This window comes from Burkholderia pyrrocinia, assembly GCF_022809715.1.
Classification (GTDB): domain Bacteria; phylum Pseudomonadota; class Gammaproteobacteria; order Burkholderiales; family Burkholderiaceae; genus Burkholderia; species Burkholderia pyrrocinia_C.
On sequence record NZ_CP094460.1, the window covers coordinates 1,787,166 to 1,809,277 of the forward strand.

The window sequence follows — 22,112 nt, forward strand, 5'->3', positions numbered from 1 at the left end:
CTGCGACACGCCGGCCCTTCCGGCGTCTCGCGTCACCCCGCCCGCTCCTGCAGCATCAACCGGTATTCCGTCGGCGTCACGCCGACCGTCGCCTTGAACTGGCGCGTGAACGCGCTGTGATCCGTATAGCCGCATAGCGCCGCGACGTCGGTCACCTTGTCGTGCGTGACGAGCAGCGCGGTGGCCGCATCGAGCCGCGTCTTCAGCAGCACCTGGCGCGGCGTCAGGTGGAACACCTTGTGGAAATAGCGTTCGAGCTGCGCGACCGACATCCCGGCCATCTGCGCGAGATGCTTCAGGTTCAGCGGCTGCACGTAGTGATCCTGGATATGCTGGACCACGTCGGCAAGCTTGCTGTAGGCCGGATGCGACCCCTCGTGCGCCTTCAGGTCGCGCGAGATGCCCGCGAGGCCGACCACCTTGCCCGCGGCGTCGCGCAGCGGCTCCTTGCAAGTCAGGCACCAGCCCGGCTGGCGCCCCGGATACAGGTGCAGCTCGAGCTGGTCCATCAGTTGCTGGCCGGCGTTGATCGTCGCCATGTCCTGCTCGAAATAGCTGCGGCCGAAGCGGCGCGGAAACACTTCGTCGGTGGTCTTGCCGAGCAGGTCGCGCTTGTCCTTGTAGCCGCAGCGCATCGCCAGCGTGCGGTTGACGAGCGCGTAGCGGCCGCTCGCATCCTTCACGAAGAACGCGACGTCCGGCAGCGCATCGAACACCGGTTCGAGCAGGCGGAAGTGCGCGAGCATCGCGCCGAAATCGGCGTTGTCGGGCTGGTAGCGCAACGTGTCGGACAGGCTCATGGGCGGTACGGCAAGCAAGGTCGTCATCCCGGCATCCGCGAAGCGAGTGGCAGATGGCGTCGATTATAGGAGCGCCCCTTCAATCGCGTCGCGCCGATCGCGGGGGCGGGCAAGCTGGCGGCAGCCGTCGCATCGCGCCGCCGATCGGCCGGCATCGGCAAGCGACAGACGTTGCGCGCGCAACTACCGCGCCGCGGGTACGGCGGCCGGCCGCGAATCCGCTTGCGCCGCCGCATGCAGTCACGCATGCGCCGATGCCGACCTGCCGCATTGGCGCACCGGCACTGCGCGCCCGGATCCACCATCCTAAAAATGCGGACGGGCAGCGTCTTGGCGCGATTGCGCATTCGACATGACGATTTCAGCATATATCAGGGTTATCGACGATATGCCGATATCGTCGCCGGCCGCGCACCGAACGCGCAAGACGCGCGCATTTTCGCTACCTAGACTTCGCTTCACGGTCACGAGACGACCCCGCGCCGCTGCAGCAATCGGCGCGCACGGCCCGCCGCATCACCCGCCGCGCACGCCGATTCCGGCACAGCCCGGGCTGCACGCAGCGAGCAGGTACGGCCTGCGCATCGGCCGGCCGACCGAACCGTCTCGCCCGGTTTACCGGCGCCGGCCCGCTAGCCGGCGGCGGCCCAACCACGCCATCAAGGGGAAGTGAAAGTGAAGCTGAAGGTATCGCACGTCGCGCTGGCTGCCGCCTGCGCACTGTCGGGCACACACGCCATCGCCGCCGACGTCGTCAAGATCGGTTTCGCCGCACCGCTGACCGGCCCGCAGTCGAACTACGGCACGGACATGCAGAAGGGCGTGCAGCTCGCGATCGCCGACTTCAACGCGACGCGTCCGACGATCGGCGGCAAGCCCGTTACGTTCCAGCTCGATTCGCAGGACGACCAGGCCGACCCGCGCACGGGCACGACCGTCGCGCAGCGGCTGATCGACGACAACGTCCGCGGGATCATCGGCCACTTCAACTCGGGCACCAGCATTCCGGCGTCCGACCTGTACGATCGTGCCGGACTGCCGCAGATCTCGATGGCGACGTCGCCGCAATACACGGCGCGCGGCTACAAGACGACCTACCGGCTGCTGACGAGCGACGCGCAGGCGGGCCGCATCGTCGGCACGTACGCAGTGAAGACGCTGCGCTTCAAGCGCATCGCGATCATCGACGACCGCACGGCCTACGGCCAGGGCATCGCCGACGAATTCGCGAAGGCCGTGGAGGCGGCGGGCGGCACGATCGTCAAGCGCGATTTCACGAACGACAAGGCGCTCGATTTCTCGGCGATCCTGACCAACCTGAAGGGCGTCAATCCCGACGCGGTCTTCTACGGCGGCGGCGACGCGCAATCGTCGCCGATGATCCGCAAGATGCGCCAGCTCGGGATGAAGGCAGCGTTCGTGACGGGCGAGATGTCGCGCTCGCCGACGTTCCTGAAGGTCGGCGGCGAAGCGGCCGAAGGCGCGATCGTCTACATGGGCGGGCTGCCGAAGGAAAAGATGCCGGGCTTCGCCGGCTACGCGGCACGCTACAAGGCGCGCTTCAACGAAGACGTGATCACGTACTCGCCGTACTCGTATGACGGCACGATCGCGCTGCTCACCGCAATGAAGGACGCGAACTCGACCGACCCGAAGGTGTACACGCCGTATCTCGGCAAGGTGTCGGTCAAGGGCGTGTCGGCCCCCAGCATCGCGTACGACACGAAGGGCGACCTGAAGGATGCGCCGGTCACGATCTACAAGGTCGAGCACGGCGCGTTCAAGCCGGTCGATACGATCGCCGGCAACTGATACGCTAGTGTAGTGTTCGGTGCTAAGCGGTGCTTATGAGCCTGCGGATTCGCGTTCGTGGCAAGGCGCAAACCGCAGCGATGCCCAGTGGCATCGCGAGGATTTGCAACGCCGCCACGGGCGCGAAAGCGCGGCTCATAAGTGCCGATTAGCGCCGAACACTGCACTAGACCCTGCCCCGTGCGGCGCGGGAAGCGGCTCACCGGCCGCCCGCGCCGCGCGCGCTTCGGCTTCATGGTCCGAAGCCCTCCTCGGCGCGCGCCCGCGCTCGCGCATTTCGCGCTCCTGTAGAATCCCCCCACCCGCTTTGACGCTTCGTCTGCGCCGCGCCCCATCCCGGTGCGGCGATGCGTGTTTCGTGCCCCATCCGGCACCCGGCACGCTTCGACGACGCAAGCCGCGCCTTGTCAGTCCATGCCGATAGCGGGCCCTGGAGACGCAGCACCGACAACTACATTCGAAAACCGATCGTCCTGACCATGCAAGCTTCCGAATTGAGCGGCGTGCCTCGCGCCGCCGAACGCGCGCTCACGCGCAGCGACTACAAGACCCTTGGCCTCGCCGCACTCGGCGGCGCCCTCGAGTTCTACGACTTCATCATCTTCGTGTTCTTCGCACCGGCGATAGGACAACTGTTCTTCCCGCACGACATTCCCGACTGGCTGCGCCAGTTGCAGACGTTCGGCATCTTCGCGGCCGGCTATCTCGCGCGCCCGCTCGGCGGCGTGATCATGGCGCACTTCGGCGACCTGTTCGGCCGCAAGCGGATGTTCACGCTGAGCGTGCTGATGATGTCCGTGCCGACGCTGCTGATGGGCCTGCTGCCGACCTACGACTCGATCGGCATCCTCGCGCCGGTGTTGCTGCTGCTGTTCCGCGTGCTGCAGGGCGCGGCGGTCGGCGGCGAAGTGCCGGGCGCGTGGGTGTTCGTGTCCGAGCATGTGCCATCGCGCCATATCGGTTATGCGTGCGGCACGCTGACCGCGGGCCTCACGGCCGGCATCCTGCTCGGCTCGCTGGTCGCGGCCGGCATCAACAGCCGTTACTCGAGCGCCGAAGTCGGTGCTTTCGCATGGCGCATCCCGTTCCTGCTCGGCGGCGTGTTCGGGCTGTTCTCCGTGTACCTGCGCCGCTGGCTGCATGAAACGCCGGTGTTCGCCGAAATGAAGGCGAAGAAGGCGCTCGCGGCCGAGATTCCGCTGAAGGCCGTGCTGCGCGACCACGGCCGCGCGGTGATCGTGTCGATGCTGCTCACGTGGATGCTGTCGGCGGCGATCGTCGTCGTGATCCTGATGACGCCCGCGCTGCTGCAGAAGCAGTTCCACCTGACGCCCGCGACGACGCTGTTCGCGAACAGCGTCGCGACGCTGTGCCTGACGGCCGGCTGCATCACCGCGGGTTCGCTCGCGGGCTGGATCGGCGCGAAGCGCGTGCTCGGCATCGGCGGCCTCGGGCTGGCAGCGTGCTACTACCTGCTGTTCGTGCAGGTCGCGGCCGACGCGTCGACGCTGCCGCTCTACTACGGGATCGCGGGCTTCATGGTCGGCACGATCGGCGCGGTGCCGTTCGTGATGGTCAAGAGCTTCCCGGCCGTCGTGCGCTTCTCGGGCATCTCGTTCTCGTACAACGTCGCGTATGCAATCTTCGGCGGCCTCACGCCGGTGATCGTGTCGCTGATGATGAAGTCGAATCCGCTCGCGCCGGTGGTGTACGTCGCGGCGATCTGCGTGCTCGGCGCGATCGCCGTGCAGTTCTCGAAGGATGCGCAGGACGTGAAGGACGCGCACTGAACGCGGCGCACGCGCCCGTTCCATGAACAAAGGGCCGAATCCCGCGGCGTGCGGGATTCGGCCCTTTTGTTTTGCTTCAGCGCAACGACGCGCGCGAGGTCAGCGCAGGCCGCCGTACGACGAACTCGGCCGGCGCAGGCCGTCGATGCTCGCGCCGCCGGCGCCGGTGACGAACAGCAGCAGGAAACCGCCGGCGATCGAAATGTTCTTCCAGAAATGGATCACCATGTCGTGCTGGACCGCGGCGTCCGTCGCGTCCCAGAAATTGTGCCCGACCATCGCGGTCGCGACCGTATAGAACGCCATCAGCAGCGCGAGCGGCTTCACCTTGTAGCCGACGATCAGCAGCAGGCCGCCGAGCCCCTCGATCGCGACGACGATCGGCGCGACGACCTGCGGATACGGCACGTTCAACCCATGCAGGTAACCGACGAAATCGCCGTAGCCGAGCAGCTTCATCACGCCGCCCCACAGGAACAACGCCGCCAGCGCCAGGCGTGCGAAAAAAATGACGCCGGAATCGACGGAACGCGTCATGCCTCTCTCCTCGTATGCAGTTCGGCCGGCCGCACGGGGCGCGCCCGTGAAGCTCGGGGGCCGCGCGGCCCTGCTGGGCCTGCGGCAAATGGGCCAGCATAGAGGGTCTTTCGGCCGTGTCCAAGAAAAAGGTTGTAGCAAATCTTTACACGGCAGCGGTCGCGCGGCCCGCTTGCGGCGGCACGAAAAAAGCGTTTAGCCCGCGTCGCTCAACAGCACGCCTTTCTTGAAGATGAAGCAGCCGTAACCGCGCAGTTCGCCGGTGACGATGACCGCATACGCCTGCTGCGCGCGCTCGTAGAACGCGAAACGCTCGACGCCCGTGAGCGGCACCGCGCGCCCTTCCGCGCGGTCGATCTCGGCCTGCACCTCGCGCTGCACGGGCGGCACTGCAGCCGCGTCGCCGACGACTTCCATCCGCCATGCAGGCGTGTCGACGTACGTGTCGAGCGGCAGCACGGACAGCACCGCACGCGCGACGCGCGCCGAATCGGCGCCGTCGATCCGCAGCGCGCGACCGACCACCGTGTGCTCCGCGACGGATTCCGCCGGGAAATTCGCGTCGCAGATCGCGATTTCGTCACCGTGGCCCATCGCGCGCAGCGTGTGCAGGATGTCGGCGTGCAGCAGCGGGTCGAGATTCTTCAGCATGTCGGCTTGTCTCCAGGATCGGGAATGAACGCATAAGTTACCCGATCCCTGTCGCCGCCGGGCAGGTATCGCTCGCTTCACGACGCCGCGACGGGCATTTCGTCGATGAAACCCGTGACCGATGCGAGACGGCCCGACGCGTCGACGGTGCCGAAGTCCGAGCCCTTCACGATCGCCGCGCCGTCGGGCGACACGAGCGCCCACGAGAACCGCAGATGCTGGCCGAACGCGTCGACGTCGGTCGTGCGGCGGAAGCGGTATGCGGGAAAGCGCTCCTGCACGGCCGCGATCATCGTGTCGATGCCCGCGTGGCCGTCGCCGGCCATCAGCGGATCGCGATAGGTCGCATCGCTCGCGTAGGTTGCATCGATCAGCGCGCGGCGGCGCGCGACGTCGGGTTCGTTCCATGCGTCGAAGTAGCGGTCGATCAGGTCGGCTTGAGCAGACTGGGCGGATTGGGCGGTGTTCATTGCGAGGCTCCTTGTGTCGATGAGGGGACGATGTCGCGAACGTTTCGTGTCCGCGTGCAGCTATCGTCGCCGGCCTCGCGCGGGCGGTCGATTACGTGCGAGGTAAGGAATTCGTGCCGGCCGCGTACGACACGCATGCGCCGCATCGCGAACCCGCCGCCACAGCGAAAACGGGCGCCAGAAGGCGCCCGCATCGTCTGCCGTCACCACCGCGCGCGTCAGGTCACCGGCGCCGGATTGAACAGCGTCAGCGCATTCGCGAGCTTCCATTGCTCGGCCCACGTGCGGCGCTTGCCGCTCGCGACGTCGAGCATCAGCCGGAACAGTTCCCAGCCCACGTCCTCGATCGTGGCCGCGCCGGTCGCGATCTGCCCGGCGTCGAGATCCATCAGGTCGTGCCAGCGGCGCGCGAGATCGCTGCGCGTCGCGACCTTGATCACCGGCACCTGCGCGAGACCGTACGGTGTGCCGCGGCCGGTCGTGAACACGTGCAGGTTCATCCCCGCCGCGAGCTGCAGCGTGCCGCAGATGAAGTCGCTCGCGGGCGTCGCCGCATACAGCAGCCCCTTCTGCCGCGCGCGATCGCCCGGGCGCACGACGCCGGCGATCGGCGCGCTGCCCGACTTCACGATCGAACCCATCGCCTTCTCGACGATGTTCGACAGGCCGCCCTTCTTGTTGCCGGGCGTCGTGTTCGCGCTGCGGTCGACGCGGCCGCGCTGCAGGTAGCGGTCGTACCAGTCCATTTCGCGGATGATCTCGCGTGCAATATCCTCGTTCGCCGCGCGCGACGTGAGCTGCGCGACGCCGTCGCGCACTTCCGTCACCTCGGAGAACATGATCGTCGCGCCCGCGCGCACGAGCAGGTCGGCCGCGAAGCCGACGGCCGGGTTCGCGGTGAGCCCCGAGAACGCGTCGCTGCCGCCGCACTGCACGCCGACGACGAGATCCGACGCGGGGCACGTCTCGCGGCGGCGGCGGTTCAGCCGCTCGAGATGCGATTCGGCCATCGTCATGATCGAGTCGATCATCGAGTTGAAGCCGACGTGCGCGGCGTCCTGCAGGCACACGACACCGCCGTTGTCGGTCGCGCCGTCGGCGGCCACCGGAATCGTGCCGGGCGGCAGCAGGCGCTCGGGCTGCAGCTTCTCGCAGCCGAGACTCACGGTCATCACCTCGCCGCCGAAATTCGGGTTCAGGCTGATGTTGCGCAGCGTGCGGATCGGGATGTCGGCGTCGGGCGCATCGATCGCGACGCCGCAGCCGTACGTATGCTCGAGCCCGACCACGTCGTCGACGTTCGGATAGCGCGGCAGCAGCTCGGCCTTGATCCGCTTCACCGCATGCTCGACGACGCCCGACACGCATTGCACGGTCGTCGTGATCGCGAGGATGTTGCGCGTGCCGACCGAGCCGTCGGCATTGCGGAAGCCCTCGAACGTATAGCCTTCGAGCGGCGCCAGCGGCGGCGCGGCACGCGTCGCGAGCGGCAGGTCGTCGAGCCCCGGCGGCTCGGGCATGCGCATCGTGCGCTCGTTGACCCAGCTGCCGCGCCGCAGGTCGGTCAGCGCATAGCCGATCACCACGTTGTAGCGGACGATCGGGTCGCCGGCCGCGAGGTCGGCAAGCGCGACCTTGTGCCCCTGCGGCACGCCTTCGCGCAGCGTCAGCCCGTCGGCGAACGTCGCGCCTTCGCGCAGGCCGCCGTCGTTGACGACGATCGCGACGTTGTCGTCCGGATGCACGCGGATGTAGAGAGGGGAAGCAGTCATCGGAATTTCCTGGAAGCGACCGGTCATATCGTTAGTCATCATACGACATTCAACCCCAACCGGGGATTCTGCGTAAACCCTTATCCGGAAAGACCCTACTATCGACCAGCCAGCAAACCGCTTGCGCCACCTTTCCCCGTGTTGTACGATGACATACAACGACATCGCCAATGTGGCCCGTATGCCGTTCCCGACGAACCCAGCACTCGCGCTAGACGGACGACCCAACCATGACTTCACCGCAAGAACTCAAACAAATCATTTCCCACGGCCTGCTGTCGTTTCCGTTGACCGACTTCGACGCCGACGGCAACTTCCGCCCGACCACCTATGCCGAGCGCCTCGAATGGCTGGCGCCGTATGGCGCGAGCGCGCTGTTCGCGGCCGGCGGCACCGGTGAATTCTTCTCGCTCACGCAGCGCGAGTATTCGGACGTGATCCGCGTCGCGACGGAAACCTGCAAGGGCAAGGTGCCGATCCTCGCCGGCGCGGGCGGCGCGACGCGCGTCGCGATCGAATATGCGCAGGAAGCCGAGCGCCTCGGCGCGAGCGGCGTGCTGCTGATGCCGCATTACCTGACCGAAGCGAGCCAGGAAGGGATCGCCGACCACGTCGAGCAGGTGTGCCGCGCGCTGAAGATCGGCGTCGTGGTGTACAACCGCGCGAATTCGAAGCTGAACGCCGACATGCTCGAGCGCCTCGCCGACCGTTGCCCGAACCTGATCGGCTTCAAGGACGGCGTCGGCGAAATCGAAAGCATGGTCACGATCCGCCGCCGCCTCGGCGACCGGTTCGCGTACCTCGGCGGCCTGCCGACGGCCGAAGTCTATGCGGCCGCGTACAAGGCGCTCGGCGTGCCGGTGTACTCGTCGGCCGTGTTCAACTTCATCCCGAAGACGGCGATGGAATTCTACGAAGCGATCGCGAAGGACGACCATGCGACGGTCGGCCGCCTGATCGACGATTTCTTCCTGCCGTACCTGAAGATCCGCAATCGCCGCGCGGGTTATGCGGTCAGCATCGTGAAGGCGGGCGCGAAGCTCGTCGGCCACGACGCGGGCCCCGTGCGCGCGCCGCTCGTCGACCTCACCGACGAAGAAGCGGCGGAACTCGACGTGCTGATCAGGAAGATGGGCCCGCAGTAAGCGGGCGTGGCCGGCGTGGCGCCTTTTGTCGGCGCCTCGGCCGGCTCGCCGTTACGCAGTGCGCAACGTTTTTGTGTCGCGGCAGGTTTGACCCCTGCCGCGGCCGTTTGTATCGGTAATCGTGCACGCATCCGCCGCGATGCGTGCTGGCCCCGCCGCTCCGCCTGACGCCACCCGCTTCGCGGGCCGGCCGCCTCCGTCACATCTGCGCGATGATCCCGACGATCCGGTAGCGCACGTTCCCCAGCTTGACCCGCGTTGCTTCGATCTGGTCCTGCGCGCCCGTACGCGCACGCGCCTTCGATTCGCCGTCGAGGATCTGCCCGAGCACGTCGCGATCGACGACCGCGTCGAAGAACCGGCCGACCGTGATCGTCGCCGACTGCTTCGCGGTCGCGAGCTGGCTGTTCGCCTGCGTCAACGCTTCGGCGCGCAGGCCCTGATCGCGTTCGTCGATGCTGCGCCGGTACTGGAGCGCGAACACGAGCGCTTCCATGTCCTGCCGGAAACGTCGGACGGCCTGCCCGAACATGAGCGAATGCGCGTCGGCGCCCGTGACGAGCCGCCCCTGGTTGACCGTCAGGTCGAATTCGCTGCCGCCCAGGTCCCGCTGGAATTCCAGCAACGCGTTCGCGAGCACGCGCCCTTCGCTGTATTGGCCGATCTGGGTGCGCACGGATTTCGCGACGTCGCCGATCGCTTTCCACAATCCGGCCGCGAACAGGTGATCGCCACGCTTGTTGATGTTCATCGGAGGGTTCCCTCGTTGTCTTTTGTCGGTCTCTCAGGCTCGCCCGCGGACCAGGTGGTCCGGGGCTTCGCTACTGTAGGAGAAATTCCGGCGACGCGGAAGACGGCAAGATCGACGACAGTCTGGCGCACCCGGTGCCGCCGCCCGCCTGCCCCCGTGCCGCACCGGCACGACGCCCGGTCAACTCCTCCGTCAGCGCAAGGCATCACATTCGACATCAATTGATGACATAATTGATGCATCATTTTTTCGGAAGTCGATCATGCGCACCACCTTATCCCTGGACGACGCCCTGCTCGCCAAAGCGCAGCAGTTGACCGGCGTCACCGAAAAGTCGGCGCTGGTAAGAGAAGCACTGCGCGCGCTGATTGCCCGCGAAAGCGCTCGACGGCTGGCTCGTCTCGGCGGCACCGAACCCGATCTCGAACCCGTGCCGCGCCGCCCGTCGGAGCCAGCATGATTCTTGTCGACACGTCCGTCTGGATCGATCATCTGCGAGCCGGCGATGCAGCGCTCACTACGCTGCTCGAAGCCGAGCGGGTATTGATCCATCCGTTCGTCGTCGGCGAGCTTTCGCTCGGCAGCCTGCGCGATCGCCAGACCGTGCTGGACGCGCTGCGCGACCTCCCCGCTGCCACCTCGGCAACCGACGACGAAGTTCAACGCATGATCGACGTCGTGCCGCTTCACGGACTCGGCATCGGTTACGTCGACGCGCACCTGCTCGCTTCAGTCAGACTGACCAGCGGCAGCAAGCTGTGGACACGCGACCGGCGCCTGCTGGCCGCAACCGACCGCCTGCAGCTCGCCGCTCATCCCGCCCACTGACCCGACGAGATCGACGGCACGAACACCCGTCATGCAAAAAGGCGGAAGCGGCCCACCGGCCACTTCCGCCTTTCTGCTTCTCTGCCCCAGCGCACCAACCACCGGGTATCGTGCCCTCAATCGATCCGGCCCGTCACTCCGCCTTCCCGTCCCGCAGACGCGGAATCGCGAGCGGATTGCTTTCCTGCAGCCCTTCGGGCAGCAGGTCGTCCGGGAAGTCCTGGTAGCACACGGGCCGCAGGAAGCGCTCGATCGCCGTCGCGCCGACCGACGTGACGGCGGGGTTCGACGTCGCGGGGAACGGCCCGCCGTGCACCATCGCATCGCACACCTCGACGCCGGTCGGATAACCGTTGACGAGCAGGCGCCCGGCCTTGCGTTCGAGGATCGGCAGCAGCCGGCGCGCGAGCGGCTTGTCGTCGGCGTCCATCTGCAGCGTGGCCGTGAGCTGGCCTTCGAGCGCGTCGAGCACGTGCGCGACTTCGTCGAGATCGCCGCAGCGAACGATCAGCGACGCCGGCCCGAACACCTCGTGGCTGAACGCCGGCTCGGCCAGGAACGCCTGCGCGCCGACTTCGTACAGCGCGCCGCCCGCCTGACATTCGGTCTGCGCGGCCTCGCCCGCGCCGATTTCGCGCACGCCCGGCAGCTCGGCCAGCTTGCCGCGGCCGCTGCGATACGCATCGGCGATGCCGCGCGTGAGCATCACGCCGGCCGGCTTCTTCGCGAGCGCCTGCGCGGCGACGGCTTCGAAGCGGTCGAGATCGGGGCCGTCGATCGCGAGCACGAGGCCGGGGTTCGTACAGAACTGGCCGACGCCGAGCGTCAGCGAATCGACGAAGCCCGTCGCGATCGCGTCGCCGCGCGCGGCGAGCGCGGCCGGGAACAGCACGACGGGGTTGATGCTGCTCATTTCCGCGTAGACGGGAATCGGCTGCGGGCGCGCGTTCGCGAGCTGCACGAGCGCCATGCCGCCCTGCCGCGAACCGGTGAACCCGACGGCCTGGATCGCCGGATGGCTGACGAGCGCCGCGCCGGTCACGCGGCCGGGGCCGATCAGCAGCGAGAACACGCCGGCCGGCATCCCGCATTTCGCAACGGCGGCGCGGATCGCGCGGCCGACCAGCTCGGACGTGCCGAGGTGCGCTTCGTGCGCCTTCACGATCACCGGGCAGCCGGCCGCGAGCGCCGACGCGGTATCGCCGCCGGCCACCGAGAACGCGAGCGGGAAGTTGCTCGCGCCGAACACGGCGACGGGCCCGAGCCCGACCTTCTGCAGCCGCAGGTCCGCGCGCGGCAGCGGCGTGCGCGCGGGCTGCGCGGGATCGATCGACGCGGCGAGGAAGCGCCCGTCGCGCACGACGCGCGCGAACAGCCGGAGCTGGCCGACGGTGCGGCCGCGCTCGCCCTGCAGCCGCGCGACGGGCAGGCCCGTTTCGGCGTGCGCGCGCTCGATCAGCGCGTCGCCGAGCGCGACGATTTCATCCGCGATCGCGTCGAGAAACGCCGCGCGGGCCGCGAGCGGCTGCGCGCGGTACGCATCGAACGCGTCGCGCGCGAGTTCGCACGCGCGGTCGACGTCGGCCTGCGTCGCGACGCCGAACGCCGGCGCATCGATTTGTGCGCCCTTCGTCGGGTCGAACGCGTGCAAGGGTCCGGCCGAGCCGGCCACCGCTTCGGCGCCGATCAGCATCTCTCCTGTCAGTTGCATGGGGTGTGCTCCGTGGTTCGGGAATGGATTGTTCATTGTAGCTCAACAGATACGATGTCTGCCGACGTCAATTCATCGTTCGCGCCGACTTCCGGCCGTCCCATGGCGCACCTGAAATCCTCTTCCAGTCAACCTTATCACGGCATTCTCACTATCTGGCATCGCTCGTCAAAGGGAAAACCCGAGGTTTCTGCATCCGGGCATTGCTCATAAACTTCCGCCCATGTCATACGACGACGTACTACATTAACATGCCCAATCAGACCACCCCTCGCGATCTCCCGGTCGACCTCGCGCGCACCGCGCGCCGGACTGCCGTGCGCTACTGGATCCTGGCGATGCTGTTCGTCGTCACGACGCTCAACTACGCGGACCGCGCGACGCTGTCGATTACCGGTACGCCGATCCGCAAGGCGTTCGGCATCGATCCGGTGACGATGGGCTACATCTTCTCGGCGTTCAGCTGGGCGTACGTGCTCGCGCAACTGCCGAGCGGCTGGCTGCTCGACCGCTTCGGCGCGCGGCGCGTGTATGCGGCGAGCATCTTCCTGTGGTCGGCGTTCACGCTGCTGCAGAGCACGATCGGCCTCGGCGGCAGCGCCGCGTTCGCCGTCGCCGCGCTGTTCGCGATGCGCTTCGCGGTCGGCATCGCCGAAGCGCCCGCGTTCCCCGCCAATGCGAAGGTCGTCGCGAGCTGGTTTCCGACCGCCGAGCGCGGCACCGCGTCGGCGATCTTCAACGCCGCGCAGTATTTCGCGGCCGTGGTGTTCTCGCCGCTGATGGCGTGGCTCACGCATGCGTACGGCTGGCATCACGTGTACCTGTGGCTCGGCCTCGCTGGCATCGCGCTTGCGTTCCTGTGGCTGCGTGTGATGAAGGATCCGGCCGACCATCCGGCCGTGAACCGCGCGGAGCTCGACCATATCGAGCAGGGCGGCGGCCTCGTGCGATCGAAGTCGCGCGGCACCGGTCCGGCGTCCGAAGGCAGCCGCGTCGCCGGCTGGTATTACGTGCGCCAGCTTCTGTCGAACCGGATGCTGATCGGCGTGTATCTCGGCCAGTACTGCGTGAACGTGCTCACGTACTTCTTCCTCACGTGGTTCCCGATCTACCTCGTGCAGGCGCGCGGCATGTCGCTGCTGAAGGCCGGTTTCATGACGTCTCTGCCCGCGATCTGCGGGTTTCTCGGCGGCGTGCTCGGCGGGATGCTGTCGGACGCGCTGATCCGCCGCGGCGTGTCGCTGACGCTCGCGCGCAAGATCCCGATCGTCGGCGGGATGCTGCTGTCGATGGTCATCATCGGCTGCAATTACGTCGACAGCGAAGCGCTCGTGATCGTGCTGATGGCCGTGTCGTTCTTCGGCAAGGGGATCGGCTCGCTCGGCTGGGCCGTGGTCGCGGATACCGCGCCGAAGGAAGCGATCGGCCTGTCGGGCAGCCTGTTCAACATGTTCGGCAACACGGCCGGCATCGTCGCGCCGATCGCGATCGGCTACCTGGTCGGCGCGAGCGGCTCGTTCAACGGCGCGCTCGTGTTCGTCGGGCTGAACGCGCTCGTCACCGTGTTCAGCTATCTCGTGATCGTGAAGGACATCAAGCGGGTCGAGCTGCGCCATCGCGACGCGTGAACTTCGGCGGAAAATTTCGGCGGAAATGGATGGAAGACGACGGCGGCCGCGTAACAGCGGCCGCCGTTCTTGCATCAGGTCGCGGAATGCACGACGCGCAGCATGTCGTGCACGCCGGACGTCATCAGCGCGAGGAACGCGAGCAGGCCGACGTAGCAGAGCGCGTACGTCGTCTTCGTCTCGATCGACGTTGCGTAGTACACACGGTTCTCCGGCGCATCGGGATCGTAGCGCCACGCGCGCTTCAGCTGCGGCAGCGCGAGGATCGCCATCACGATCAGCAGCGGGCTCGGGCGATACACGAACAGCGCGATCAGCACCGGCACGCCCGCGAACCAGATGCGCGGCGACAGCACCGCGGTGATCCGCCCGCCGTCGAACGGCGACAGCGGAATCATGTTGAACAGGTTCAGGAAGAAGCCCGTGTACGACAGCGCGAGCAGCAGGTTGCTGTCGTAGTGGCGTGCAGCCGCGTAGCAGGCCAGCGCGCCGAGCGTGCCGACGAACGGCCCGGCGAGCCCGACGTACGCTTCGGTTTCCGCGTCGTGCGGCATCTCCTTCAGCTGGATCCATGCGCCGACGAACGGGATGAACGTCGGCAGCCCGACGTCGAGCCCGCGCCGCTGCGCGGCCAGGTAGTGGCCGGCCTCGTGCACCAGCAGCAGCGCGACGAAACCGGCCGCGAACCGCCAGCCGTAGAACAGCGCGTAGACCGCGATCGACGCCAGCATGGTGCCCGCCGAAACGAGTACCTTGCCGAGCTTGAGGCCGCCGAAGATCAGCAGCAACAGCTTCGTCATTCCTTGCGCTCCGCGCCGGATACGTCGGAAGCATCGGCGACGGCCGGCACCGCGGCCGGCTTCGGCTTGCGCCCGAAGAAGCGCTTCAGCGCCGCGCCGCCGGCCAGCAGCGCGACCGCGCCGATCTTGAAGAACTTCACCGCGAACGCGCCGATCAGCGCGAGCAGGCCGAGCTTCTTCGCGCCGACGCCGACGATCAGCGCCGCGAGGCCGTACTCGGCGACATGGTCGGTCGACTTGTTGAAATCGGCATAGCGTTTGCCGTCGTTGAAGCTGATGTTCGACAGCAGGCCGTCGGCCGATGCCTTGTACTTCGGCAGATCGGCCAGCGTCGACGCCATCGTCAGCGACAGGTAGCCGTCGCGGCCGAGCACGAGCGTCCGGTAGTTCACGCCGTCGTTCGCGGCATTCGGGGCCGCACCCTTGTCGCGGATGATCGCGGACCACACGAGCCGGTGCGTGGCCGCGTCGTACGCGGGCGCTTTTGCCCAGCCGACCACCTCGGTTTCGGGCAGGCCGCGTTCCTTGCGTGCCGGGTTGTTTTCCTCGGTGCCGGCCTGCAGGTTCTTCAGCAGTTCGTCGGGCTTCCAGTCCTTCGCGTCGTCGTCGCGGATGTAGCCGCTCGGCTCGAACGACACGACCGAAATCCAGTCGGCGTCGGGATCGTCGGGCAGCACGAGGCCGACCAGCTTCGATTCGTCGACCGAGTTGCCCATCGACCGCAGGTAGCGGCCGGCTTCGGCGGCCGGCACGAACGACTCGCCGGCCTTCAGCTTCAGCACGGCTTCGTGCTTCACGTCGATGTCGGCCGGCCCTTTGACGACGGCCTCGTTGGCGGCCGCGGCGGCGGCCCTCATTTCCACCTGCGCAGCTTCGGTCTGCGCATGGCCGCTGGTCGCGGCGAGTGCGAGCGTCGCCACGCAGGCGAGCCGGACGGCAAGCGTTTTCATTTTCATTGTTGGATTCCCCTGGAATGCCTTGTTGTAAACGTGCGCGGAACCGGCCCATGCGTTGTTGTCGCGGGTCCGGAATCGCCTCTCAGGTGGCACGGAGGCTATGGTAACGCAGCGCCGGGGGCGCCCGGGGGGAACGGCGCGATGCTTACGTCGCAGGTAATGCCCAACGTGCGCGGGATTGCCTATCATCTGCTGCATGAACCCGACCGCCGCCCTCCATTCGCCCTCCCCGTCCGCCGGCCGCGCGTCCGGCATCGGCCCGCTGCTGCGCACGTGGCGCCAGCGCCGGCGCCTGAGCCAGATGGCGCTCGCGCTCGACGCGGAAGTCTCCGCGCGCCACCTGAGCTTCGTCGAATCGGGCCGCGCACAGCCGAGCCGCGAGATGGTGCTGCATCTCGCGGAGCGGCTCGACGTGCCGCTGCGCGAACGCAATGCGCTACTGGTTGCGGCCGGCTTTGCGCCGCTGTTTCGCGAACGGCCGTTCTCGGATCCGCAACTGGATGCCGCACGCCATGCGGTCGAGGCCGTGCTGCGCGGCCATGAGCCATACCCGGCGCTAGCGGTCGACCGCCACTGGACGCTGCTCGCCGCGAACCGGATGCTCGGCGCGCTGGTCGCGCAGGCCGATCCGTCGCTGCTGCAGCCGCCCGTCAACGTGCTGCGGCTGAGCCTGCATCCGGACGGCCTCGCGTCGCAGATCGTCAACTGGCATGAATGGCGCGCGCACATCCTGCATCGGCTGCAGCGGCAGATCGATGCGAGCGGCGACCGCACGCTGCATGCGCTGCGCGACGAGCTCGCCGCGTATCCGGCGCCGGCCGGCCAGCGCGACGACGCGCACGCGCGCACCGACTTCGCGGATATTGCCGTGCCGCTGCGGCTGCGCACCGCGGGCGGCGAGCTGACGTTCTTCAGTACGACGACGGTGTTCGGCACGCCGGTCGACGTGACGCTGTCGGAACTCGCGATCGAGGCGTTCTTTCCGGCGAATCCGGAAACGGTGGACGCGATGCGGAAGCTGGCGGACGCGTTGGCAGCGCAATGATCGCCCTCAGCGGCGCTCAAATGCCAGCTTTACACCCAGCGCCAACAGGACCACACCGCTGAAGCGGTGCATGCGGGTCAGGATGCGCGGATTGCGGCGAATCGACGCCGACAGCAGGCCGGCGAACAGCGCGACCGGCCCCTTGACGAGAAACGTCAGGCCGGCAAACGTCGCACCCAGCACGAACAGCGACAGCATCGGATGCGCGGCGCCCGCGGAGACGAACTGCGGCAGGAACGCCAGATAGAAGAGCGCGACCTTCGGATTCGACACGTTGGACAGCGCGCCTTGCGCGAACGTGCGCAGCCGCGATTCCGGCGCACCACGGCTGCTTGCGAGCGCCAGCTCGCCCGACGAACGCAGCAGCGTGATGCCGAGGTACAGCAGGTACAGCGCGCCGATCACTTTCAGCGCAGTGAACAGCCATTCGGATGCCTGAAGAAGTGCGCCCAGCCCCAGCGTCGCGAGCATCGTGTGCATGAGCAGCCCGACGCTGACGCCCGCCGCGGTCAGGAGGCCCGCGCGCATGCCGCCGGACAGCGTGCGCGACATCACGAGAACCATGTCCTGGCCCGGCGTGACGATGATCAGAAGGGACGTGGCGATGAACGGCAGCCAGGATACGTGCAGCATGGGAGATCTCCTGAAGGGGATTGCCGGGGGACGGGAATCGCGCGCGCCGTGTGCGACGCCAGCGCGTTGCACAGGCCGGCCGGTCGTCAGATTATCGGTGCCTTCCGGTGGAGATTGGATGCGTATTTGGCTACTTCGAATACTAAATTTGGAGCTATTCTCTAATATTCACATTCACGATAGTCAAAAATGTCAACCAAGCTGGACGCGATCGACCGGCGCATTCTGCGTGCGTTGCAACAGAATTCGAACCAGACGAATGCCGAACTCGCGCAACAGGCCGGACTCTCGGCCACGCCCTGCCTGCGTCGCGTTCACCTGCTCGAGGAGCAGGGCGTCATCGACGCCTATGTCGCGCTGCTGAACCCCGTCGCCGTCGACCTGAGGTTTACGGCGTTCGTGCGCGTCACGCTGGAGCGCCAGGACAAGACGACGGTCGAGCGCTTCGCGCGCGAAATGGAGCAAGCGCCCGAAGTACTCGAATGTCATCTGATGGCCGGCAGCTACGACTACCTGCTGCGCGTCATCGCCCGGGATCTCGATGACTATCAACGCTTCCAGATGGAAACGCTCACGCAGATCGAAGGCGTACGCAACGTCGAAACCGAGATTCCGCTGAAGCGCATCAAGCAGACGGTCCGCCTGCCGATCTAGGCATCCAGAAACGTGACGGCCTGCCACTGCGCTTCGCGGTGCCGCCGAGGCACCGGTTCGGCACCCACCGAAGGCGGCAGCGGCATTGCGCATGTCAGCCGATAGAACATTGGCCTACGCCCCCGTGCCGCCGGAAGGCCGCGCTTCCGTCGAGCAATGACGGAGCACGCGCTCACTTACGTATAGAGTGACGCCGGCGGCAATTCTCCCTTCAGCGCAAACCGGCCAACGTCACGCAGCCGATAGTCGAGCGGATCGTGCAGCGTATGTGTGCGCGCGTTCCGCCAGAAACGGTCGAGGCCGAGCGACGCAGCCGTCGCACGCGCGCCGCATGCGTCGAACAGCGCCTCGCCGTTGTCGAGCGCCGCGCGCTGCGCGACGATCTTCGCGTCCGATACCGCGAGCGCCACCTCCGCTCGCTCATCCGACGTCAGCGCATCGTGCCGCGCCCACGCGTGCTGCAACGCGCCGGCCGCGCGATCGGCCAGCGCCGCCGCGGCAACGGCCCGCACGCGCATGTCGCCGAAGCGCTGCAGCGTGTACGGATCGTCGCTCGCCTGCGCGGCGTCCGAGTGAATCCACGGCCGGCCATGCTTCAGCACATAATCGCGCGCTTCCGTCAGCGCGCCTTCCGCAAGCCCGACGAACAGATTCGTCAGCACGAGCTGCGACACGAGCGTGCGCAGCGTCGCGCGCGGCGTCGGCGGCGTCTCGGAACGGTGCAGCACCTCGTCCGGCGCGAGCGTCACGCCGTCGAAGCGCACGCTGCCGCTGTCGGTCTGGCGCTGGCCGATCGGGTCCCAGTCGTCGTTGACCGCGATCCCCGGGCGATCGGTCGGCACCACGCCGAACACGGTGCGGCCGGTTTCCGGATCGTGCGCGGACACCGTCATCCGCTGCGAACCGCGCGTGCCCGAACAGAAGCCCTTCACGCCGTCGAGCCGGTAGCCGCCGTCCGGCGTCGCGGTCGCAACGAGACGCGTGTCGAGCGGATTGACCGCATTGCCCCACCACCAGCGCTGCTCGACCGTGCCGCGCAGATAACGTTCGCGCTGCGCGGCGCTGCCCCATACGTCGACGCTCACCACCTGCAGGCACTGGAACCCGACGAGATGCGCGAGCGCACTGTCGACTCGCGCGATCTGTCGGATCGCGTCGTAGATCGCGGGCCACGCGGCTTCCTGCCCGCCGAACGCGCGCGGCACCGCGAGCGTCAGCAGGCCCGCGTCGGCGAGCCACTGTTTCTCCTGCGCCGCGTGACCGCCCGCGCGGTCACGTGCGGCGGCGGTTGCACGCAGTGCGTCGATAACGCGTGCAAGTGCGTCCCGATCGATTGCTGACACATCCGTTGCCGCGGCGAGCGTCGCCGGGCCGCGTGGATCGTTCATGCGACGGCTTCCTGTTCCTGGGTCGAGACGGCGTCCGACAACGGCACGAGTTTCCCGAGTTCGCGCCTGCCGGTCAACCGCGACAGGATCTCGCGCCGCCAGTCGTCGTAGATCGCGCGGTATTCAGCGATATCCGCGCCGAACACATGCGCGGTATGCGCGTACTCGTCGTGCAGATAACCGTCGAGCCGAGCCTGCGTTTCCTCGTCGGCCTCGATCACGCGATCGATCAGCGCGTCGCGTTCCGCCGCCGGCAGCGCGGCGAGCTTGTCGAACCACCACTGGACGATCTGCACGCGATGCCACTCCTCGTCCGGCCGGATCCGGTTCTCGCCGTGCTCGCGCATCGCGCCGTCGCCGATGCGGCCGGTCTTGCGCTGGATCCACAGCTTCGCGAGGATGTGCAGCTCGTAATGCCATTCGAACGCGAGAAAACCCGCCACGTCGCGCACCGCGATATCGCCGATGCGCGCCCAGTGCGCGGCGACGAGCCGGTCGACTTCCGGCAGCGGATCGCGCCCCGTCAGTTCGGTCACGCGCTCGCGGCCGATCACCGCATGCGCGCCGTCGTCGCCGAGCTGGCGCGACAGGATCAGCTGGAAATGCGGATCGTCGCGGAACAGCGTGTCGATCGCCTTCGCGACGACCTGCACGATGAACAGGTCGTGCGACGCCATCTTCGTGTAGTAGTCGGCGACGGCGGCCAGTTCGTCCGCGTTGGACGGCTCGCGCGGCGGCGTGGTCAGCTTGGTCGGGAAGCCGGGACGATGGCGTCGCGCCACGTCGAGAAACAGCGCTTCCTCGAATTCTCCGTTCCATTCGCGCGGCGCGCCGATGGGCAAGGTCATAGGTATTGCTCTCTCAGGATCATGAATGAAGCGAGCGAGTGCTTGTGGCACTGCTCAGGTACGCCGGGTCACGCGTCGGACCAGGCGGTCGCCCGTGATTTGCACGGCCGAAACGAGTGCGATCAGGATCACGATCACGGTCGCCATGACGGTGGTGTCGAAACGCTGGTAGCCGTAGCGGATCGCGAGATCGCCGAGCCCGCCCGCGCCGACGGCGCCCGCCATCGCGGTCGAGCCGATCAGCGCGACGACGGTGATCGTGAAGCCGCCGAGCATGCCGGGCAGCGCCTCGGGCAGCAGCACGTGCCACACGATGTGGCGGCGCTTCGCGCCCATCGCGAGCGCGGCCTCGATCAGCCCGCGATCGACTTCGCGCAGGCTCACCTCGGCGATCCGCGCGAAGAACGGGATCGCGGCGATCGACAGCGGCACGACGGCCGCCCATACGCCGATCGTCGTGCCGATCAGCACGCGCGTGAACGGCAGCAACGCGACGAGCAGGATGATGAACGGCGTCGAACGGAACACGTTGACGAGCGCGCCGAGCACCGCGTTCACGCCGCGTCGCGCGTAGATGCCGCCGGGCGCGGTCGTCACGAGGATCACCGCAAGCGGGACGCCGATCAGCGCCGCGATCGCGGCCGATGCGGCGACCATCGACAGCGTGTCGCGGATCGCGTCGAGCAGTTCGGGCCACCAGAGTTCAAACATAGCCGAGCACCTCCGCGTGATTCGCATGGCGGCGTGCACGCTCGAGCAACGCGGCAACCGCGCCGCGCGCAGACTGTGCGCCCGCATCGTTCGCGCCGGGCGAAGCCGCGATCACGAGCCGCCCCTGCGCATGCCCCTGAATCCGCTCGATCCCGCCGTGCAGGAAACGCACGGAGCCGCCGAGCGCCGCCGCGAGCGCGCCGACGTCCGGCTCGCCGCCGCTCTCGCCCGTATAACGAACGTCGAGCACGATCTGCGCGCCGTCCGGCAACGCGGCCTGCTCGGGCAGCGGCTGCACGCGCGCGGCCAGCTCGGCCGGCAGGTCGTGCACCAGCGTGCTGAGCAGCGCGCGCGTCGCGCCGTGGCGCGGATCGCCGAACACGCGCCATACCGGGCCCGTTTCGACGACTTCGCCCTGTTCGATCACCGCGACCGTGTCGCACACCGCGCGGATCACTTCCATCTCGTGCGTGATCAGCACGATCGTCCGCCCGAGGCGGCGGTTGATGTCGGCGAGCAGCGCGAGGATCGACTGCGTCGTCTCGGGGTCGAGCGCCGACGTCGCCTCGTCGCACAACAGCACCTCAGGATCGTGCACGAGCGCGCGCGCAATGCCGACCCGCTGCTTCTGCCCGCCCGACAGGCTCGCCGGATACGCGTCGCGTTTCGCGGTCAGCCCGACGAGTTCGAGCAGCGCGTCGACCTTGCGCACGCGCTCGGCCTTCGGCACGCCGGCGATCTTCAGCGGCAGCGCGACGTTCTCGAATACCGTCTTCGCGGACAGCAGGTTGAAATGCTGGAACACCATGCCGGTGCGGCGGCGCAGTGCGACGAGGCCGTCCTCGTCGAGCGCGCCGACGTCGACGCCCTGCACGCGCACGCGGCCCGAGCTCGACCGTTCGAGGCCGTTCAGGAGCCGCAGCAGCGTCGACTTCCCCGCGCCGCTGCGGCCGATGATCCCGAACACCTCGCCGCGCCGCACGTCGAGCGTCACGTCGCGCAGCGCGGCGGCCTGGCCGCGCGGCGTCGCGAACACCTTGCCGACCTGCTCCAGCGACACGGCCACGCCATCGGCAGGCGCAGCCGTTGCCTCATGCACCGTCGCTGCGGCGCCGGCGTGCGCGGCCGATGCGTCGATGAAACCCAGCGTATCGAACAATTGCGTCATCGCTTCGCTCCGTC

At 67.7% G+C, this 22,112-nt stretch carries 22 protein-coding genes; 8 read left to right on the forward strand and 14 right to left on the reverse strand.

Features of this window, described 5'->3' with window-relative positions:
* Positions 1-32: 32 nt before the first annotated feature.
* Complete coding sequence (locus tag MRS60_RS24840) at positions 33-827, reverse strand: AraC family transcriptional regulator (RefSeq protein ID WP_034181780.1); 795 nt, start codon at positions 825-827, stop codon at positions 33-35.
* A gap of 648 nt (positions 828-1,475) precedes the next feature.
* On the opposite strand from MRS60_RS24840, the gene MRS60_RS24845 reads away from it, so the two are divergent.
* Together MRS60_RS24845 and MRS60_RS24850 are read left to right on the forward strand one after the other, a co-directional pair.
* A complete protein-coding gene (locus MRS60_RS24845) occupies positions 1,476-2,612 on the forward strand; it encodes a branched-chain amino acid ABC transporter substrate-binding protein (protein WP_081938475.1) in 1,137 nt (378 codons plus the stop codon).
* A 479-nt stretch (positions 2,613-3,091) separates the two neighbouring features.
* Positions 3,092-4,402: an MFS transporter gene (locus tag MRS60_RS24850; RefSeq protein ID WP_243565723.1), complete on the forward strand. Its 1,311-nt coding sequence runs from the start codon at positions 3,092-3,094 to the stop codon at positions 4,400-4,402.
* A gap of 99 nt (positions 4,403-4,501) precedes the next feature.
* Here MRS60_RS24850 and MRS60_RS24855 read toward each other — a convergent pair whose 3' ends face one another.
* The 4 genes from MRS60_RS24855 to garD all read right to left on the reverse strand — a co-directional run bounded on the left by MRS60_RS24855 (position 4,502) and on the right by garD (position 7,832).
* Positions 4,502-4,939, reverse strand: a complete 438-nt coding sequence (locus MRS60_RS24855; RefSeq protein WP_034181778.1) for a DoxX family protein — start codon at positions 4,937-4,939, stop codon at positions 4,502-4,504.
* Between the two features lie 195 nt (positions 4,940-5,134).
* Positions 5,135-5,590 carry an RbsD/FucU family protein gene (locus MRS60_RS24860; RefSeq protein WP_034181777.1) on the reverse strand — a complete coding sequence of 152 codons (456 nt, stop codon included), beginning with the start codon at positions 5,588-5,590 and terminating at the stop codon, positions 5,135-5,137.
* A gap of 77 nt (positions 5,591-5,667) precedes the next feature.
* Positions 5,668-6,060, reverse strand: a complete 393-nt coding sequence (locus MRS60_RS24865; RefSeq protein ID WP_105391026.1) for a nuclear transport factor 2 family protein — start codon at positions 6,058-6,060, stop codon at positions 5,668-5,670.
* A 218-nt stretch (positions 6,061-6,278) separates the two neighbouring features.
* Entirely contained in the window at positions 6,279-7,832 is a 1,554-nt protein-coding gene (gene garD, locus MRS60_RS24870) for a galactarate dehydratase (RefSeq protein WP_105391105.1), read from the reverse strand.
* A gap of 230 nt (positions 7,833-8,062) precedes the next feature.
* On the opposite strand from garD, the gene kdgD reads away from it, so the two are divergent.
* Positions 8,063-8,977, forward strand: coding sequence for a 5-dehydro-4-deoxyglucarate dehydratase (gene kdgD / locus MRS60_RS24875; RefSeq protein WP_034181775.1), 915 nt, complete (start codon positions 8,063-8,065; stop codon positions 8,975-8,977).
* 199 nt (positions 8,978-9,176) lie between these two features.
* On the opposite strand, the gene MRS60_RS24880 is transcribed toward kdgD, so the two are convergent.
* The gene (locus tag MRS60_RS24880) at positions 9,177-9,728 is read right to left on the reverse strand and encodes a hypothetical protein (RefSeq protein WP_243565724.1); all 552 of its coding nucleotides are present in this window, start codon (positions 9,726-9,728) and stop codon (positions 9,177-9,179) included.
* Positions 9,729-9,990: 262 nt separating this feature from the next.
* On the opposite strand from MRS60_RS24880, the gene MRS60_RS24885 reads away from it, so the two are divergent.
* Both MRS60_RS24885 and MRS60_RS24890 read left to right on the forward strand, forming a co-directional pair.
* Positions 9,991-10,188 carry a type II toxin-antitoxin system VapB family antitoxin gene (locus tag MRS60_RS24885; RefSeq protein ID WP_072444647.1) on the forward strand — a complete coding sequence of 66 codons (198 nt, stop codon included), beginning with the start codon at positions 9,991-9,993 and terminating at the stop codon, positions 10,186-10,188.
* Positions 10,185-10,556, forward strand: a complete 372-nt coding sequence (locus MRS60_RS24890) for a type II toxin-antitoxin system VapC family toxin (protein ID WP_131949192.1) — start codon at positions 10,185-10,187, stop codon at positions 10,554-10,556. The genes MRS60_RS24885 and MRS60_RS24890 overlap by 4 nt, the downstream gene beginning before the upstream one ends.
* A gap of 133 nt (positions 10,557-10,689) precedes the next feature.
* Here MRS60_RS24890 and MRS60_RS24895 read toward each other — a convergent pair whose 3' ends face one another.
* Entirely contained in the window at positions 10,690-12,267 is a 1,578-nt protein-coding gene (locus MRS60_RS24895; RefSeq protein WP_131949191.1) for an aldehyde dehydrogenase (NADP(+)), read from the reverse strand.
* 251 nt (positions 12,268-12,518) lie between these two features.
* Between MRS60_RS24895 and MRS60_RS24900 the strand changes: the two genes are divergently transcribed.
* Entirely contained in the window at positions 12,519-13,895 is a 1,377-nt protein-coding gene (locus MRS60_RS24900; protein ID WP_034181771.1) for an MFS transporter, read from the forward strand.
* Positions 13,896-13,969: 74 nt separating this feature from the next.
* Here MRS60_RS24900 and MRS60_RS24905 read toward each other — a convergent pair whose 3' ends face one another.
* Positions 13,970-14,695, reverse strand: a complete 726-nt coding sequence (locus MRS60_RS24905) for a site-2 protease family protein (RefSeq protein WP_072444600.1) — start codon at positions 14,693-14,695, stop codon at positions 13,970-13,972.
* The gene (locus MRS60_RS24910) at positions 14,692-15,645 is read right to left on the reverse strand and encodes a DUF2167 domain-containing protein (protein WP_243566823.1); all 954 of its coding nucleotides are present in this window, start codon (positions 15,643-15,645) and stop codon (positions 14,692-14,694) included. The genes MRS60_RS24905 and MRS60_RS24910 overlap by 4 nt, the downstream gene beginning before the upstream one ends.
* Positions 15,646-15,847: 202 nt before the next feature.
* Here MRS60_RS24910 and MRS60_RS24915 point away from each other — a divergent pair, with 202 nt between their 5' ends.
* Complete coding sequence (locus tag MRS60_RS24915) at positions 15,848-16,696, forward strand: helix-turn-helix domain-containing protein (protein WP_175749532.1); 849 nt, start codon at positions 15,848-15,850, stop codon at positions 16,694-16,696.
* Positions 16,697-16,702: 6 nt separating this feature from the next.
* On the opposite strand, the gene MRS60_RS24920 is transcribed toward MRS60_RS24915, so the two are convergent.
* Positions 16,703-17,329: a LysE family translocator gene (locus tag MRS60_RS24920; protein WP_105391032.1), complete on the reverse strand. Its 627-nt coding sequence runs from the start codon at positions 17,327-17,329 to the stop codon at positions 16,703-16,705.
* Positions 17,330-17,518: 189 nt separating this feature from the next.
* On the opposite strand from MRS60_RS24920, the gene MRS60_RS24925 reads away from it, so the two are divergent.
* Complete coding sequence (locus MRS60_RS24925) at positions 17,519-17,983, forward strand: Lrp/AsnC family transcriptional regulator (protein WP_105391033.1); 465 nt, start codon at positions 17,519-17,521, stop codon at positions 17,981-17,983.
* A 176-nt stretch (positions 17,984-18,159) separates the two neighbouring features.
* On the opposite strand, the gene MRS60_RS24930 is transcribed toward MRS60_RS24925, so the two are convergent.
* The 4 genes from MRS60_RS24930 to MRS60_RS24945 are packed head-to-tail and all read right to left on the reverse strand — an operon-like array spanning position 18,160 to position 22,098.
* Positions 18,160-19,371, reverse strand: coding sequence for an acyl-CoA dehydrogenase family protein (locus tag MRS60_RS24930; RefSeq protein WP_243565725.1), 1,212 nt, complete (start codon positions 19,369-19,371; stop codon positions 18,160-18,162).
* The gene (locus tag MRS60_RS24935; RefSeq protein WP_243565726.1) at positions 19,368-20,219 is read right to left on the reverse strand and encodes a hypothetical protein; all 852 of its coding nucleotides are present in this window, start codon (positions 20,217-20,219) and stop codon (positions 19,368-19,370) included. Before MRS60_RS24935 ends, MRS60_RS24930 begins: the two co-directional genes overlap by 4 nt.
* A 54-nt stretch (positions 20,220-20,273) precedes the next feature.
* Positions 20,274-20,930, reverse strand: coding sequence for a methionine ABC transporter permease (locus MRS60_RS24940; RefSeq protein ID WP_243565727.1), 657 nt, complete (start codon positions 20,928-20,930; stop codon positions 20,274-20,276).
* Positions 20,923-22,098 carry a methionine ABC transporter ATP-binding protein gene (locus tag MRS60_RS24945; protein WP_243565728.1) on the reverse strand — a complete coding sequence of 392 codons (1,176 nt, stop codon included), beginning with the start codon at positions 22,096-22,098 and terminating at the stop codon, positions 20,923-20,925. Before MRS60_RS24945 ends, MRS60_RS24940 begins: the two co-directional genes overlap by 8 nt.
* Positions 22,099-22,112: the final 14 nt, after the last annotated feature.

Excerpts from the sequence above, each read along its gene's own strand:
- MRS60_RS24865 (WP_105391026.1), bottom strand. The coding sequence starts at position 6,060 with ATGAACACCGCCCAATCCGCCCAGTCTGCTCAAGCCGACCTGATCGAC.
- MRS60_RS24910 (WP_243566823.1), bottom strand. The coding sequence starts at position 15,645 with ATGAAAACGCTTGCCGTCCGGCTCGCCTGCGTGGCGACGCTCGCACTC.
- MRS60_RS24945 (WP_243565728.1), bottom strand. The coding sequence starts at position 22,098 with ATGACGCAATTGTTCGATACGCTGGGTTTCATCGACGCATCGGCCGCG.
- MRS60_RS24885 (WP_072444647.1), top strand. The coding sequence starts at position 9,991 with ATGCGCACCACCTTATCCCTGGACGACGCCCTGCTCGCCAAAGCGCAG.
- MRS60_RS24890 (WP_131949192.1), top strand. The coding sequence starts at position 10,185 with ATGATTCTTGTCGACACGTCCGTCTGGATCGATCATCTGCGAGCCGGC.
- MRS60_RS24850 (WP_243565723.1), top strand. The coding sequence starts at position 3,092 with ATGCAAGCTTCCGAATTGAGCGGCGTGCCTCGCGCCGCCGAACGCGCG.
- MRS60_RS24940 (WP_243565727.1), bottom strand. The coding sequence starts at position 20,930 with ATGTTTGAACTCTGGTGGCCCGAACTGCTCGACGCGATCCGCGACACG.
- MRS60_RS24935 (WP_243565726.1), bottom strand. The coding sequence starts at position 20,219 with ATGACCTTGCCCATCGGCGCGCCGCGCGAATGGAACGGAGAATTCGAG.
- MRS60_RS24920 (WP_105391032.1), bottom strand. The coding sequence starts at position 17,329 with ATGCTGCACGTATCCTGGCTGCCGTTCATCGCCACGTCCCTTCTGATC.
- MRS60_RS24895 (WP_131949191.1), bottom strand. The coding sequence starts at position 12,267 with ATGCAACTGACAGGAGAGATGCTGATCGGCGCCGAAGCGGTGGCCGGC.
- MRS60_RS24880 (WP_243565724.1), bottom strand. The coding sequence starts at position 9,728 with ATGAACATCAACAAGCGTGGCGATCACCTGTTCGCGGCCGGATTGTGG.
- MRS60_RS24905 (WP_072444600.1), bottom strand. The coding sequence starts at position 14,695 with ATGACGAAGCTGTTGCTGCTGATCTTCGGCGGCCTCAAGCTCGGCAAG.
- MRS60_RS24930 (WP_243565725.1), bottom strand. The coding sequence starts at position 19,371 with ATGAACGATCCACGCGGCCCGGCGACGCTCGCCGCGGCAACGGATGTG.
- MRS60_RS24860 (WP_034181777.1), bottom strand. The coding sequence starts at position 5,590 with ATGCTGAAGAATCTCGACCCGCTGCTGCACGCCGACATCCTGCACACG.
- MRS60_RS24900 (WP_034181771.1), top strand. The coding sequence starts at position 12,519 with ATGCCCAATCAGACCACCCCTCGCGATCTCCCGGTCGACCTCGCGCGC.
- kdgD (WP_034181775.1), top strand. The coding sequence starts at position 8,063 with ATGACTTCACCGCAAGAACTCAAACAAATCATTTCCCACGGCCTGCTG.
- MRS60_RS24840 (WP_034181780.1), bottom strand. The coding sequence starts at position 827 with ATGACGACCTTGCTTGCCGTACCGCCCATGAGCCTGTCCGACACGTTG.
- MRS60_RS24915 (WP_175749532.1), top strand. The coding sequence starts at position 15,848 with ATGAACCCGACCGCCGCCCTCCATTCGCCCTCCCCGTCCGCCGGCCGC.
- MRS60_RS24925 (WP_105391033.1), top strand. The coding sequence starts at position 17,519 with ATGTCAACCAAGCTGGACGCGATCGACCGGCGCATTCTGCGTGCGTTG.
- MRS60_RS24855 (WP_034181778.1), bottom strand. The coding sequence starts at position 4,939 with ATGACGCGTTCCGTCGATTCCGGCGTCATTTTTTTCGCACGCCTGGCG.
- garD (WP_105391105.1), bottom strand. The coding sequence starts at position 7,832 with ATGACTGCTTCCCCTCTCTACATCCGCGTGCATCCGGACGACAACGTC.